The organism is Sinomonas terricola (assembly GCF_034931225.1).
GTDB classification, from domain to species: Bacteria; Actinomycetota; Actinomycetes; order Actinomycetales; family Micrococcaceae; genus Sinomonas; species Sinomonas terricola.
The window spans coordinates 98,979-112,835 of record NZ_JAYGGQ010000007.1 but is presented as its reverse complement, the minus strand read 5'-3'; the positions used below and the strand labels follow the sequence as shown (position 1 = coordinate 112,835).

Below are 13,857 nucleotides of genomic sequence, written 5' to 3'. Positions count from 1 at the left end.
TTCGCCGCCCAAACGTCCGTCCATCAACAGAAGTAGATACTCATCCATGAGACGCGAACAACACCTCCTCAACGCCGGTTGGCAGTTCGCCTTCGGAGAGAACCCCGGCGCGGAACGCATGCCGCCCGCTGCGGATTGGTACGACGTCGGACTCCCGCATTCCTTCAGCCTCCCTGACTTCCGCGAGGAACGGTTCTACGTCGGATTCGGCTGCTACCGCCGCACGATCGACGCTCCGGAATCCTGGACGGGGGCATGGGTCGCTCTGGAGTTCCTCGGTGTGTTCCAGGTCGCTGACGTCTACCTGAACGGCGTGCACGTCGGCCGGCACGAAGGCGGCTACACGCCCTTCATCGTCGACATCTCCGACGCAGTTCGGGCGGGGGGCAACGAGCTCTTCGTGCGGGTCGACAACCGATGGAACCCCCGCATAGCGCCCCGCGGCGGCGACTACAGCTTCGCCGGCGGCATCTATCGCGATGTGAGTGTCCTTGTCGCGGACCGTGTACGCACCGACTGGCATGGCATCGGTGTGTCCACGCCGATCATCACGCCGGAGTCGGCCCAGCTCGCCGCGGCAGTGGACATCGCTAACGACGAGGACCAGCACACACTGGTGACCGTCCGCGCCGAGGTGCGCGACGCAGGCCACACCGTCGCGCATCTGTCTCACGCCGTTGCGGCCGTGCGCCCCGGCGGGTCGGCCAAGGTGCTGTTGAAGGGGAGCCTCGGCAGCCCGGTCCTCTGGGATCTCGATACGCCACACCTGTATGAGTTGGTCGTCACGGTGTCCGTGGACGGCGTCGTCCGGGACGAAGTGTCAACGAGATTCGGAGTACGGTCGATCGAGTTCACGATCGACCGCGGCTTCTTCCTCAACGGGCGTCACGTCGACTTGCACGGAGTGAACGTGCATCAGAACAGAGGCGGGTGGGGTGATGCTGGCACACGCGCTTCCATCCGCCGCGATGTCGAGTTGGTGAAGAACGCAGGGTTCAACATCATCCGCGGCTCCCACTATCCTCATCATCTCGCCTTCGCGGAGGAATGCGACCGGCAGGGCGTGCTGTTCTGGTCGGAGCTGCACTTCTGGGGCATCGGCGGCGAGAACGTGGAAGGGTACTGGTTCGCCTCGGCGTATCCGGTGAACGAAGCCGACGACGCGGATTTCGAAGAGAGCCTTCGCACCGCCCTGCGGGAGATGATCCGCACACAGCGCAACCATCCGAGCATCATCACCTGGAGCGTCGGAAACGAAGCATTCTTCTCAGAGGACGCGGTCATCGACAAGGCGAAGGCCCTGACGACCGAGCTGGTGTCGCTCGTGCATGAGTGGGATCCGACTCGCCCCGCCAGCGTCGGCGGTGCGCAGCGCAAGGGCTTCGACGTCCTGGGAGACGTCGCCGGCTACAACGGCGATGGGGCCGAGCTGTTTCATGAGCCCAGCGTGCCCAGTCTTGTCGCTGAGTACCACGGCGTCGCCGGTCGTGGTTCGGGCTCGTTCGACGTGCAGTGGCAGTACGGTGTGGGGCCGAGCATGCCTGGCGCTCGGGGAAGATCCTGTGGTCGGGTTTCCACTACAAGACCATCGTGCCCGATCACGGTCGGCACGGTCTGATGGACTACTTCCGCAACCTTCGCCATCCTTACCACTGGTATCGGCAGCAGTTGCTCGGCATTGCGCCTCCCCAGTTCGCGGTGCCCGGGACTGCGGCGCGTCTGGAGGTCACCGCCGACGTCGACCGGATCCCCACCGACGGCACAGGGGACGCGCGACTCCGAGTCGTCCTCATCAACGCCGACGGGCAGCGCGTGACGGACGAACGGGCCGTCACCTTCACCGTCGTCGACGGGCAAGGGCTGTTCCCGAGCGGGCCGTCGATCACGCTGTCTGCCGAGACGGAATCGATGCTCGACGGGGAGGGGGCCATCGAGTTCAGGTCGTACCGGCCCGGTGTCAACAGGATTCTCGTCGAGTGCGTGGGCCTGCCCCCGGTGGAGATCTCCATCGAGGCGGTGGGCGAGCTTCAAGCCGTGCATGCGGGGGCATGGCGATACGCCCCGCCGGCCCCTTACCTGACATCGCCCCCGACCGGCGTTGGACGCACGTCACTGACTGCATTCCGTCCCGTCGCAGTCAGCAGTGCCGCTCCCGGCCACCCGGGCAGTCACGCAACCACACCGGGCAGTGGCGAGTGCTGGCGATCCGGGGTGAATGACGCGGGGGAGTGGATCGTTGCGAGCATGGAGTTCGCGTATCCGCTGCGCCAGGTCGAGGTCGTCTTCGCGGACGAGCCCACCGAACCGTGGATCGTAGAGGCCGACACCGTATCGAACGGGTTCCAGGTGGTGCATCGAGCGGAGGGCGGATCAGCGCAGCCGCTGCGACATGTGTTCGAGTTCCCGGGCACGCTCGCCAGAGCAGTGCGGCTGCGGTTCCCCAACCGGCCCATCGGCGTCGAGGCGATCAACGCGTTCGACGTGCTCCCCGGCTAGCATTCCGGTGCATCGATCGCGTCATGGGATAACGTTTGCAGGGGAGTACTCGGGAAGGACGTCGAAGTTGCCTGTGGATAGGCCGCCCACGCTGGCGGACGTCTTGCTGCCAGGCTCGGCGATGCGGAACTCGCGGAGCTCGCCCTGTATCGACTGCTGCGCGCGCGAGAGGGCGTGGTCGTGGACATGCAGCGGGAAGGCGGCGCGCTGCAGGAGGCGATCCTCACGGTCGAGAAGGAGGTGGACGTTGTACTGGACATGCCGGACGCTCAGGACATCCGGATCACGGCCCATCGGGGCTCGCCGGCTGCGACCGCGTCGATCGGACTCGGAAGGCGTCGCTGGCGGTGGCATGCCGCGCAGGCCGGCCGGACGGCTCCAGATCCTCATGAGCCACGGCGGATAGTTGGGTTATCGTTTGCACGGGAACACCCTCGGGAGGAAATCGAAGTTGCCTGTTGACAAGCCGCCGACGCTGGCGGACGTGGCCAGACTCGCCGGCGTATCCGTCCCGACCGCGTCCCGTGCGCTCAACGGAGGTGTCCGCGGCAAGGAGAGCGGCTCCCCTGAACTCCGACGCCGTGTGCTGGACGCCGCGCGTGCCCTCGGATACTCCGTGAACCCGGCGGCGCAGGTGACCAAAGGCGGTCGCGCGCGCACCGTCGCCCTGCTCGTGAGCGACATCGAAGACTTCGGTTCCGCGACGATGATCTCCGGCGTCATGCACGCCGCGGAGAAGCGGGGTGTCTCCGTCGCCGTGCGCACCACCCTGGACGATCCGCTGCGCGAGCTGGAGCTTCTCACAGCACTTCGGGGCGAGCGGCACCGGGCGGTCGTCATCGCGACCGCGAGAACGACTGACGCCCGTCGGGAGCGTGCGCTGGAGGCCCAGCTCGAGACGCTCGACGAGCACGGAACGCGCGTGGTGATCGTCGGCGACAGCGGCCTCGATTTCCCTGCCGTCACCGTGGACAATCACGAGGCGAGCCGGGTCCTGGCCGGCGCCTTGGCTCGATCCGGCAAGAGACGATTCGCCATCCTGGCGGCACCGTCCAACGAGATCACCTCACGGGACCGCGTCGAGGGATTCCTCGAGGGCCTCGCCGAGCATGACATCACGGTCCCGGAGTCGGATGTGATCCACCAGGCCTTCTCCCGCGACGGGGGGTACGCCGCGATCGATCAGCTGGGCGATCGGATCCGGGATCTCGACGTGATCGCCGCCATGAGCGATGCAATGGCAGTGGGCGCCATCGCACGGCTGCGGGAACTCGGCGTGGAATCGCCGCGTGATCTCGAGGTCACGGGTTTCGACCATGTTCCGATGCTCGGAGATGTCCTTCCGCGATTCAGCACCGTGGAGGTTCCGCTCGAGGAATTCGGCGAGGCGGCACTGTCGCTGGCTCTGGACGAGGATAAGCCCGATCCCAGCGCGCGCATCGCTTTGCGTGCGACGCCCATCTTCCACGGAGAGCCGATCGTCGACTGAGACGGCACGCTGCCGTTGCGGTCGGCCGCCCCGTCATTCGGCTCTGGCCGGTCTCCAATGCCGTATGATCTGGAAAACGATATCCACTGAGGGTTGCGATGCAGGTGCAACCCGAACGCAATGGGAAGTGTAGGAACCGATGGATGGACCAGCTGAGAATCTCGATGCCATCCGGCCGGGAACAGCCTTCGTCGACGATCGCGGTCGGATCGCGCAGCTGCATGGCATAGGGCTCGCCCGCGTGGGAGAGCTCTGGTACGCGTGGGGTGAAGACAAAGCGGCCGGAGGAACGTTCACCGCCGTCGCCTGCTATTCGTCCGGCGACCTGGTCTCATGGCGCTTCGAGGGGAACGCTCTCACGGCAGAGGGCGGCGACATCGGGGGTGACCGCGTCATCGAGCGGCCGAAGGTGCTGCAGCGCCCCGACGGGGCCTGGGTGATGCTCCTCCACGTCGACTCGGCAGACTACTCGTTCGCAAGGGTCGGGTACGCCATCGCCGACGGCCCCGCCGGCCCGTTCCGCTACCTCCACAGTGAACGACCGCTGGGCAACATCAGTCGTGACATCGGCGTGTATCAGGAGGATGGCGTCGGTTACCTCCTGTCCGAGGATCGCGACAACGGGTTGCACATCTACAGGCTCCGACCCGACTACCTCGGAGTGGAAGAGGTGGTGGCGACACTCCGCCAGGAGAACAACCCGGCCATCGGGTACGAGTCCCCGACGCTCGTGCGCTCGGGCGGGCTCTACTACCTGTTCGGGTCGGATCTCACCGGCTGGAGCACGAACGACAACATGTTCACCACGGCGTCGTCGCTGAAGGGGCCCTGGGCGCCGTGGCGGCCGTTCGCGCCGGTCGGCAGCGCAACCTTCGACTCGCAGGTGAGCGTCGTCGTCCCGGTCGGCGCGGGGCACCTGTACGTCGGCGATCGGTGGCAGCGGGAGGCTCTGGACGCATCGCCGGCCGTGTGGCTCCCGATCACGCTCGCCGATGGCGAAGCAGTCCTCGACTGGCGCGATGAGTGGCGCCCACGGGACGCCTTCGCCTGCCTATCGGCTGCGACGGACGGCCGCGAGGCTCACGGCGTCTCGTGAGGCCGCGCTAAGTCCGGATCTGTTGACGTACCGGCCGATGGCGTCCCTCCGGCCTTCGCGGAGTGCCTGATAGATCTCCCAGTACCGCTTATTCGCGAGGTCGTAGGTGTCGCGCGGTTCAGGCGTGATCCGCTCGGGAAGGGGCATCTCCTCGACCAGCAGCCGAGCGATGCTGGACTTCAGTTCGTGCCTGCATGCTCGCGGTAGATCTGGTGGAAGGCAAGATCGGCGCGCTGCAGTTCATCGAGCTGAGTGGCCGGATCCATGACTCTCAGACGGCCGACCATCGCGGAGAAGTCGTCGTCGGTGAGCTTCCGGCGGCTTCTGCGACGAGGGAGCGCTCCAGTTCCGTCCGCAGATCGATCGCCGTTCGGTGTGGACTTGGAAGAGGAGCTCGGCTCCTTTGCGAATCGGCCGTCACGGTCCTAGAAGGCGTGGACTTCCTTGCTGATGCCGAAAGGAACGCGCGGGCTGAGCGCGACCGTGAACGTGTCATGCGAATGCCGCGGGACGAGGATGCGGTTGTTGCGGTCTCTGTCATGGTGTCTCCTTTGGGTTATGCCTTGGTGGCGAGGTCTTCCCTGCGGACCTGGTAGCGGGGTTCGAGGCCGGCGGCGAAGCGCTCGATCTCCGTCAGGGCGAAGTCGGTCATCCTGTGCAGCTCGGTGCCCATGGACCCGGCGATGTGCGGGGTGAGCAGGACGTTCGGGAGCCCGTAGAGGGGATCGCCTTGGGGGAGCGGTTCGGGCTCGGTGACGTCGAGGAACGCGTTCAGGCGCCCTGAAATGAGTTCCTCGCGCAGGGCGGTATGGTCCACGAGCGCTCCCCTGGCCGTGTTGATCAGGGTCGAGCCGGTTCGCATGGCCGCGAGTTCGTTGCGGCCGACCATGCCGATGGTCGAGGGCAGGACGGGGGCGTGGAGGGAGACGACGTCGCTGGCCTGCATCAGCTCGGCAAGGCCGACCTTGCGTGCGCCGAGGCGTTGTGCCTCCCCGGGGCCGATGGTGGGGTCGAAGAGGACAACCTCGAGGTCGAAGCTCCTCAGACGGTCGAGGACGAGTCGGCCGATCGTGGAGGCGCCGACAATCCCGACGGTCTTGTCGTAGTTCCCGGCGTCCGGGAACTCCAGCTCCCTGTCGATCTTCTCCTGCCGCTCCCGGTAGAGGACGACGGCGCCGAGCGTCGATTTGCCCGCGAGCAGGATCTGGGCGAGGCTGAACTCAGCCACCGGGACCGCGTTCGCGAGAACGGCGTTGGTGACCACGATGCCGCGTCCCCAGCAGGCGTCGTCAACATGGCCCTTCACACTGCCGGCCGCGTGGGCGATGAGCCCGAGCGCGGGCATGCGCTCAAGTGCGGCCTCGTCGATGCGGGGGCAGGACCAGCCGGTCAGGAGTACCTCGGTGCTTTCGAGGACGCTCTGGGGCACGGCGTCGAAGTCTTGGATGACCAGGTCGTAGTCGCAGTCCGCGACCGCCTCGAGCCTGCGGCGGAGCCGCTCGGAGAAGAGTGCGTCGCGCAGCTCCTTGTCCTGCATCGCCAGAGCCACGCGCGGGCGGCGGGCGGGCATGCGGCTGACGGTCCCAACGCGCTCTTCCTTTTGGCGTTCCACAGGACGAATCTCATGCGTGTGGGAGTACCAGCTCGGTGAACCGCTCCTTCATCGTGGCCAAGGTCTTGTCGCCGTCCGCGTCCCAGATCTCCTGGTTGAAGATCTCGACCTCGATCGGCCCCGCGTAGCCCGCATCGCGGACCCAGGACGTGATTGTCGGGAAGTCGATCACGCCGTCGCCCATCATGCCGCGAGACAGGAGGGCATCCACGGCGATCGGCAGGTTGAAGTCGCACACCTGGTACGACGCGAGGCGCCCCTCCCACCCGGCGCGCGCGATCTGCTCCCGCAGTGCCGGATCCCACCAGACGTGGAACGTGTCGACGGCGACGGCCACGTCTGCGGCGTCGAACGGCGCCGCGAGGTCGAGGGCCTGGCCCAGCGTCGACACGAGCGCACGATCTGCCGCATACATCGGATGAAGCGGCTCGAGCAGAAGGCGAACGCCGTGCTCGTGGGCGAACGGCACGAGCTCCGCGAGCCGATCGGAGATGCGCGCACGGGCCGCGACGACGTCCCGATCGCCCGCAGGCAGGCCACCCACCACGAGGTAGAGGTCTCGCGTCCCGAGCGCCTCCGCCTCGAGGATCGCCTTGCGGTTGTCCGCGAGCGCCGCCGCCTGGCCGTCCGCGTCGGCGGCCGTGAGGAAGCCGCCTCGGCACAGCGACGAGACCGCGAGGCCCGCGGCCCTGATCATGCGGGCCGCCTCCTCGAGCCCGGCTTCGTGCACACGGTCCCGCCAGGGACCGATCGCGGGGATCCCCGCGCGGACGCAGCCGTCCACGGCCTCGCGGAGGGTCCAGCGCTTGGTCGTCGCGCTGTTGAGCGACAGTCGCGAGAAGTCGCTCACTGGGCCACTCCATTCACGCTCAGGAACCCCGCCATGCGTGCCGCCGCGACCGCCGGGTCGAGGAGCAGCCCCGCCCGGTCGGCGAGCTCGAAGATGCGCGCGAGATGGAGCATGGACCTCCCCGACTGCAGGCCGCCCACCATCTGGAACCCCGGCTGGTGCCCGTCGAGCCACGCGAGGAACGCAATGCCGGTCTTGTAGTAGAAGGTCGGCGCGCTGAAGATGTGCAGCCCGAGCTCGCGCGTCGCGTCGAGTGCGGCGCGCGCCTCTGCCGGCTTTCCGGCGTCGAATGCCTGGAGCGCCGCGGACGCCGCGGGATAGATCGCCGCGAAGATGCCCAGGAGCGCGTCGGAGTGGCGCTCGCCGTCGCCCGCGATGAGTTCCGGGTAGTTGAAGTCGTCGCCCGTGTAGAGGCGGATCCCGTCTGGGAGGGCTGCTCGGAGCGCCTTCTCGTGCTCGGCGTCGAGGAGCGAGACCTTCACGCCGTCGATCTTGTCCGCGTGGCCGCGGATGAGGTCGAGGAAGGTGCCAGTCGCCGTGGCGATGTCCTCGCTCCCCCAGTAGCCCTTGAGGGCTGGGTCGAACATCGCGCCGAGCCAGTGCAGGATGACCGGCTCACGCGCCTCGCCGAGGAGAGCGGAGTACACACGGAGATAGTCATCCGGGCCGGAGGCGGCCTTCGCGAGCGCGCGGGAGGCCATGAGGATGGCCTTCGGGCCGGCGTCCTCAACCGTGGCGAGCTGCACGCGGTACGCGTCGAACACACGGCGGACACCCTCCGGCCCGGTGGGCACGTCGGCGAGCTCGAGCTGATCGGTCCCCGCGCCGCACGCGACGAGGTCCCGCACCGAGAGTCCCGCCGTGGCACCCCGTCCCGAGGCGGCGACCGACCTAGCCTCGGCGCCGACGCGGCGGATGAGCTCGCGGGTTGCGGCCCAGTCCAGGCCCATGCCGCGCTGGGCGGTGTCCATCGCGTCCGCGATGCCCAGGCCGTAGGACCACAGCTCATGCCGGAACGCGAGCGTGCGGTCCCAGTCGAGCGTCGCGGCGGCACCCGGGGTGTTGTCCGCGCTGACGGCGGGAATGACGTGGGCCGCAGCGTAGGCCTTGCGCGATTGGAACGGGGCCGCGGGACGCGGCCATTCGCGCGCCGGGGCCAGCTCGTAGCGCCGCGTGCCGCCGTCGGCTGTCGGAAGGGTGACGCTCAGGGTGGAGGTGACGGTCGTGGTCACAGAACGATCTCCGGGATCTCGAGGGTGCGGCGCTTGGCGTTTGACTGGAGGCCGAGCTCGGCGAGCTGGACACCGCGCGCGGCTGAGAGCAGCCCGTAGCGGTGCTCGCGCCCGGCGAGGACGTCGCGCAGGAACTCCTCCCACTGGAGCTTGAAGCCGTTGTCGAGCTCGCGGTTCGCCGGGACGTCCTGCCACTGGTCGCGGAAGGACTCGGTCACGGGAAGGTCGGGGTTCCAGACCGGCTTGGGCGTGTGCGAGCGGTGCTGGGCCACGCACTTGGTCAGGCCAGCCACGGCCGAACCGTGGGTGCCGTCGACCTGGAACTCGACGAGCTCGTCGCGGTAGACCCGCACGGCCCACGAGGAGTTGATCTGGCCGACCACGGGGTCCCCGCCCGCGGTCTCGAGCTCGAAGATGCCATACGCAGCGTCGTCGGCGGTGGCCTTGTACTCCTGCCCAGACTCGTCCCAGCGCGCCGGGATGTGCGTCGCGGTGAGCGCGTTGACGCTCTTGACCTTGCCGATGATGCCCTCAAGCACGTAGTTCCAGTGGCAGAACATATCCGTGGTCATGCCGCCGCCGTCTTCCTTGCGGTAGTTCCACGACGGGCGCTGGGCCGGCTGGATGTCGCCCTCGAACACCCAGTAGCCGAACTCGCCGCGGATCGAGAGGATGCGGCCGAAGAAGCCCTCGTCGACGAGGCGGCGGAGCTTCACGAGGCCGGGAAGGTAGAGCTTGTCGTGGACCACGCCCGCGGTCACCCCGGTCTCACGCCCGATCCGGGCGAGCTCGACGGCCTCCTCGAGGGTCTCGGCGGTCGGCTTCTCCGTGAAGATGTGCTTGCCGGCCCTCATGGCCTTCCGCAGCGTCTCCACCCGGAGGCTCGTCATGGACGCGTCGAACACGATGTCCACGGTCGGGTCCGCGATGAGCGCGTCGAGGTCCGTGGACCATTCGCAGACCTTGTGCAGCTCGGCCAGCTCGCGGAGCTTGGCCTCGTTGCGGCCCACGAGGATCGGCTCGATCTGCACGCGGCTGCCGTCGTCAAGGAGGAGCCCACCGGCATCTCGGATCGGCAGGATGGAGCGCAGCAGATGCTGGCGGTACCCCATACGGCCGGTGATGCCGTTCATGGCGATTCTGAGGGTTCTCGTTTCGGTGGCCACTGCCGCCTCCTTGCGTAGACTCCGGCGAGCCGGAGCGAGTGTGGCGCTTCACGGCTCGGAAAGCGCATTCCGTCCAGTGTGCGACACGCCTCTCTAAGTTGGCAAGCGCATTCCCTATGTGGCCCTTCGGGCCGCCGGAGCGCTGCTGGGACTTGTAGCCGTAGACGATCGGCGCGGCGACGAGGCCGCCCACCGCCTCCGCAAGCCGACCGCTCATGGCCCGGGCGAGCAGGACGTCGGCGGTGAGCGGGAGGTGCGGACCGTGCTGCTCGACTGAGCCGACGGGGACGGTGACGAGTCGATTGCCGGAGGCGAGGCGCTCGCGGTGCGTGAACGCGTCGAGGTCTTCCATGAACACGCTCATGACGCGCTCTGTGCTGGCGACGCGGTGGGAACCGACGGAGCCGAGGCGGCCACCATGAGTGGGACGTCGTGTTCCGTCCGGGACCGGAAGCGTGTGTATCCGAGTGCAGAGTAGACGGCGGCGGAGGTCGCCGTTCCGGCGAGCCACGAGGGGTCGACGCCGCCCATCGCCGTCGCGATCGGACCCTGGAAGATCGGCAAGGTTCCGTCAGCCGCTCGCGCCCTTTTCGTTCGACAAGACCGGTCACACGTCAGACTGAGACAAATGACGGAGGCCTATTAACGGCTAGCCCCGGGGTTGGGCCATGCCATTTCTCAACTTCCACCAGTGTGTGCGTGGCGGTCGTGGCTTGGGAGAGGCTCGATGAGGGCTTGTCCGCCGTCAGCACATTGGGGTTGCCGTGACGGCAGAATGAGGGATCGTCTGGGTCTGGGTCGTACCAAGCTCCGGAGGACAGCTGGACGACGCCCTGCCGGAGGGCGGTCGATAGCACCAGGCCCGCGAGGCAGCTGCCGCGTCTGTTCCACACCCGGACGATGTCGCCATCTTTCAGGCCGCGGACCGCAGCGTCGTGGGGATGCATCCGGAGCGGTTCCCGTCCTCCGACTTTTGACGCCTGACTAGTCTTGCCGATGTCGAGCTGGCTGTGCAGGCGGGTCTTGGGCTGGTTTGCGATCAACTGCAGGGGGAACGTTGTGGTGTTGCCAAGCCATTCGTCGGGTTCAATCCAGGTGGGGTGACCTGGGCAGTCGTCATAGCCGAAAGAGGCGATCGTCTGGGAGAAGATCTCGATCTTTCCGCTGGCGGTGCGCAGCGGATGGGCGTCGGGGGTGCGCCGGAATTCGGAGAAGAGGATCTGATCCTGGTTGATGACGGGGATCTGGATGCTTTCGCTCGCCCAGAAGGTGTCGAAATCGACGACTGTGACGCCGTCGTCGTTGAGCTTGGCCTGCCAGCCGTCGTAGAGGTGCCTGAGCCAGCCCATGGCGTCCCGACCCCCAGTGAAGGCTTCCCCCACCCCCAGCTGTTCGGCGATGGCGGCGAAGATCACGTAGTCGTCTCGGGCCTCGCCCGCAGGCTCAGTGAGCGCGTGCATGGGGAAGAACGTCGGATCGTTGCGCCCGGCTCCGAAGTCGTCGCGTTCGAAAGACATTGTCGCAGGGAGCACGATATCCGCGTGGCGAGCGGTGCTGGTCCAGAACTGTTCATGCACGATCACGGTGGCGGGCTTCTTGAAGGCATTGCGGAGTCGTGCAAGATGCTGGTGGTGATGGAAGGGATTACCACCTGCCCAGTAGATGAGCTCGATCTTCGGCATGACGATCTTTCGCCCGTCGAAGTCGATCTCGGTGCCGGGGCTGAGCAGCATGTCTGAGATCCGAGCCACCGGGATCGCTGCGGCTACTCTTTCCGGCCCCTGAGGGAGGGAAGGAGGACTCGCCACTCGAAGTGGCAGCCCGATGTCGGCAGCGGAGCCGTAGCCATGCTGGAACCCCCCACCGGGCAGGCCAATCTGGCCGAGCATCGCTGCGAGAACGACTCCGAGCCAGATCGGCTGCTCGCCGTGCTGCTGGCGCTGCATCGACCAGCTGAGGTTAATCATGGTTCGCGAGGACGCCATCTCGCGGGCCAACCGACTGATCCGACTGGCCGGAATAGATGTCAAGCGCTCAGCCCAAGTCGGATCCTTCGGCACGCCATCCGTATCGCCCTTGAGGTACGGGAGGAAACGGTCCATCCCAACGCAATACCGGGCGAGGAAGTCCTGATCGGCGAGCCCTTCGGAATCCAGAACGAAGGCGAGCGAGAGCATCAGGGCAGCGTCGCTGCCTGGTCGTGGGGCGATCCATTCGGCTTTCGCCTCGGCATAGGTGTCATCGGCGATGGGAGAAATGTCAACGAAGCGGCAACCCCTGGCGACTGCCTGTTCGATGGCTGACCGCGCCACATGCCGTCCGATCCCCCCGGGGGCGATGCCGCTGTTCTTCTCCGACAGGCCGCCGAACGCCACGAACAGCTCGGTCTCCTCGCTCACGACGTCCCACGAGGTCGCCCCACCCATGATCTCTCCGGCGCTGGCGATGATATGGGGGAGCAGCACCCCGGAAGCGCCATAGCTGTAGTCCCCGAGGCCGGCCACGTACCCGCCCAGCTTGTTCAGGAACCTGTGGATCTGGCTCTGGGCATGGTGGAAGCGGCCAGCACTGGCCCACCCGTAGGACCCGCCGTAGATGGCGGAAGGCCCATGCTCGGAGTAGACGCGGTTGAGTTCCTTGGATACCACGTCGATGGCGTGATCCCACGAGACCTCGACGAAAGGCTCGTCGCCCCGGGATGCGCGACTGCTTGCCCCGCTTTCCAGCCAGCCTCTGCGGACAGCTGGCCGGAGAACCCTGGCGGGGTGATGCTGCGCCGATTCCAGATTGCGGATGATGTCGCGCGGATCAGGATCTCCGGACCAAGGGCGAAGGGATGTCAGCGCCTTGCCGTCGGTCTCGACTTCGACGGCTCCCCAATGGGTGAGATGTGTTGGCAAGTTCTTCTCCGATCGCTGGGAAGTCTCGCTTCGGTCAGCTCGCATTCTCCTCCAAAGTGGGCGTCCCGGCCGATTCCTGGGGGAGATCGAACAGTCTAGACAGACGCATGAGCTGTTCGTCCCTCCACTGGACTCGTTCTGCCCATTTCGACAGCGGCAGGCATTCGCGCCGCTGGGCATCGGCCTGGGCGACCAGATCGGACGCCCACACGTCATGTTGCCCTCTCTCCGCCCCCATGCGTGCGTAGGCCGGGCCCATCTTCTCCGCGTGCGAGGCTATTCCGCCCCTCGTATTGAGGTCGACGGTTTCGAAAGGGCCCATGAAAGACCAGCGCCTGCCAAGACCGTTCCTTACGACTTCATCGATGCCCTCGACGGTGGCGACACCATCGCGCAGCAGGCAATACGCCTCCCGAAGGAGGGCGCCTTGGAGACGGTTGAAAACAAACCCTTCGACTTCCTTCTCGACAAGCACGGGCCTGAGACCTGTCTCCCGATATATTCGAATGGCCCGGGCGATAGGCTCTTTCGCTGTGAATTCGGACGGGACCACCTCGATGACGGGGATGAGATACGGCGGGTTTCCCGGGTGCGCGATGAGAATCCTCTCCCGAGAGGGATTCGACTCGGCGAATCGGCTCGCGGGGATGGCCGAGGACGAGCTCGCCAGGACAGCTCCGGGTTCGCTGTAGGCCCCGATCTCGTCGAAGAGCTCTTCCTTGATGGCCAGAGTCTCAGGGGCGCATTCCTGCACGAGCTGCGCCCCGCGCAGGGCTCCGAGGAGAACCCTGTGACTGCTGACTCGTTCCGCCACGACGGATACCGGTTCTTCCAGCAGGCCATGCCTTCTCAGCAGCTCGAGCCGGTCGACGATATCCTTTTCGGCTCGTGGGAGAGCCTCGGGGTACGCATCCCAGAGCCGCACTCGGAACCCTGCCTTGGCGAAGAGCACGCAGAACGCGACACCGATCGATCCCGCCCCAACGACCGCGACAGTCCTTTCCGCCATCGGATTG

13 protein-coding genes are annotated in these 13,857 nt (G+C 66.7%); 4 read left to right on the top strand and 9 right to left on the bottom strand.

Going from position 1 to position 13,857, the window contains the following annotated elements; genetic code table 11:
* Positions 1 to 46 precede the first annotated feature (46 nt).
* Positions 47 to 1,618, top strand: coding sequence for a glycoside hydrolase family 2 protein (locus tag SPF06_RS10930; protein WP_323279088.1), 1,572 nt, complete (start codon positions 47 to 49; stop codon positions 1,616 to 1,618).
* On the top strand, positions 1,591 to 2,496 hold the full coding sequence (locus SPF06_RS10925) for a hypothetical protein (protein WP_323279087.1): 906 nt from the start codon (positions 1,591 to 1,593) through the stop codon (positions 2,494 to 2,496). The genes SPF06_RS10930 and SPF06_RS10925 overlap by 28 nt, the downstream gene beginning before the upstream one ends.
* 21 nt (positions 2,497 to 2,517) lie before the next feature.
* On the opposite strand, the gene SPF06_RS10920 is transcribed toward SPF06_RS10925, so the two are convergent.
* A complete protein-coding gene (locus tag SPF06_RS10920; protein ID WP_323279086.1) occupies positions 2,518 to 2,790 on the bottom strand; it encodes a hypothetical protein in 273 nt (90 codons plus the stop codon).
* Between the two features lie 190 nt (positions 2,791 to 2,980).
* On the opposite strand from SPF06_RS10920, the gene SPF06_RS10915 reads away from it, so the two are divergent.
* Positions 2,981 to 3,985: a LacI family DNA-binding transcriptional regulator gene (locus tag SPF06_RS10915; RefSeq protein ID WP_323279085.1), complete on the top strand. Its 1,005-nt coding sequence runs from the start codon at positions 2,981 to 2,983 to the stop codon at positions 3,983 to 3,985.
* A 139-nt stretch (positions 3,986 to 4,124) separates the two neighbouring features.
* Positions 4,125 to 5,081: a family 43 glycosylhydrolase gene (locus tag SPF06_RS10910; RefSeq protein WP_323279084.1), complete on the top strand. Its 957-nt coding sequence runs from the start codon at positions 4,125 to 4,127 to the stop codon at positions 5,079 to 5,081.
* A gap of 556 nt (positions 5,082 to 5,637) precedes the next feature.
* Here SPF06_RS10910 and SPF06_RS10905 read toward each other — a convergent pair.
* Genes SPF06_RS10905 through SPF06_RS10870 form a run of 8 tightly spaced genes read right to left on the bottom strand, consistent with a single transcriptional unit; the run spans position 5,638 to position 13,850 of the window.
* The gene (locus SPF06_RS10905; RefSeq protein ID WP_323279083.1) at positions 5,638 to 6,693 is read right to left on the bottom strand and encodes a hydroxyacid dehydrogenase; all 1,056 of its coding nucleotides are present in this window, start codon (positions 6,691 to 6,693) and stop codon (positions 5,638 to 5,640) included.
* A gap of 10 nt (positions 6,694 to 6,703) precedes the next feature.
* The gene (locus SPF06_RS10900) at positions 6,704 to 7,543 is read right to left on the bottom strand and encodes a sugar phosphate isomerase/epimerase family protein (protein WP_323279082.1); all 840 of its coding nucleotides are present in this window, start codon (positions 7,541 to 7,543) and stop codon (positions 6,704 to 6,706) included.
* Positions 7,540 to 8,775, bottom strand: coding sequence for a dihydrodipicolinate synthase family protein (locus SPF06_RS10895; RefSeq protein ID WP_323279081.1), 1,236 nt, complete (start codon positions 8,773 to 8,775; stop codon positions 7,540 to 7,542). Before SPF06_RS10895 ends, SPF06_RS10900 begins: the two co-directional genes overlap by 4 nt.
* Positions 8,772 to 9,908 carry a Gfo/Idh/MocA family protein gene (locus tag SPF06_RS10890; protein WP_323279080.1) on the bottom strand — a complete coding sequence of 379 codons (1,137 nt, stop codon included), beginning with the start codon at positions 9,906 to 9,908 and terminating at the stop codon, positions 8,772 to 8,774. The genes SPF06_RS10895 and SPF06_RS10890 overlap by 4 nt, the downstream gene beginning before the upstream one ends.
* Complete coding sequence (locus SPF06_RS10885; RefSeq protein WP_323279155.1) at positions 9,820 to 10,293, bottom strand: creatininase family protein; 474 nt, start codon at positions 10,291 to 10,293, stop codon at positions 9,820 to 9,822. The genes SPF06_RS10890 and SPF06_RS10885 overlap by 89 nt, the downstream gene beginning before the upstream one ends.
* 8 nt (positions 10,294 to 10,301) lie before the next feature.
* Positions 10,302 to 10,505 (bottom strand): hypothetical protein, encoded by a 204-nt coding sequence (locus SPF06_RS10880; protein ID WP_323279079.1) that lies wholly within the window; start codon positions 10,503 to 10,505, stop codon positions 10,302 to 10,304.
* Between the two features lie 50 nt (positions 10,506 to 10,555).
* On the bottom strand, positions 10,556 to 12,841 hold the full coding sequence (locus SPF06_RS10875; RefSeq protein ID WP_323279078.1) for a molybdopterin-dependent oxidoreductase: 2,286 nt from the start codon (positions 12,839 to 12,841) through the stop codon (positions 10,556 to 10,558).
* Between the two features lie 34 nt (positions 12,842 to 12,875).
* Positions 12,876 to 13,850: a 3-hydroxyacyl-CoA dehydrogenase gene (locus SPF06_RS10870; RefSeq protein ID WP_323279077.1), complete on the bottom strand. Its 975-nt coding sequence runs from the start codon at positions 13,848 to 13,850 to the stop codon at positions 12,876 to 12,878.
* Between the last annotated feature and the right edge of the window lie 7 nt (positions 13,851 to 13,857).

Bases quoted from the DNA above. Each gene is read 5' to 3' on its own strand.
- SPF06_RS10930 (WP_323279088.1), top strand. From the start codon at position 47: ATGAGACGCGAACAACACCTCCTCAACGCCGGTTGGCAGTTCGCCTTC.
- SPF06_RS10920 (WP_323279086.1), bottom strand. From the start codon at position 2,790: ATGGGCCGTGATCCGGATGTCCTGAGCGTCCGGCATGTCCAGTACAAC.
- SPF06_RS10910 (WP_323279084.1), top strand. From the start codon at position 4,125: ATGGATGGACCAGCTGAGAATCTCGATGCCATCCGGCCGGGAACAGCC.
- SPF06_RS10890 (WP_323279080.1), bottom strand. From the start codon at position 9,908: ATGAACGGCATCACCGGCCGTATGGGGTACCGCCAGCATCTGCTGCGC.
- SPF06_RS10885 (WP_323279155.1), bottom strand. From the start codon at position 10,293: ATGGAAGACCTCGACGCGTTCACGCACCGCGAGCGCCTCGCCTCCGGC.
- SPF06_RS10870 (WP_323279077.1), bottom strand. From the start codon at position 13,850: ATGGCGGAAAGGACTGTCGCGGTCGTTGGGGCGGGATCGATCGGTGTC.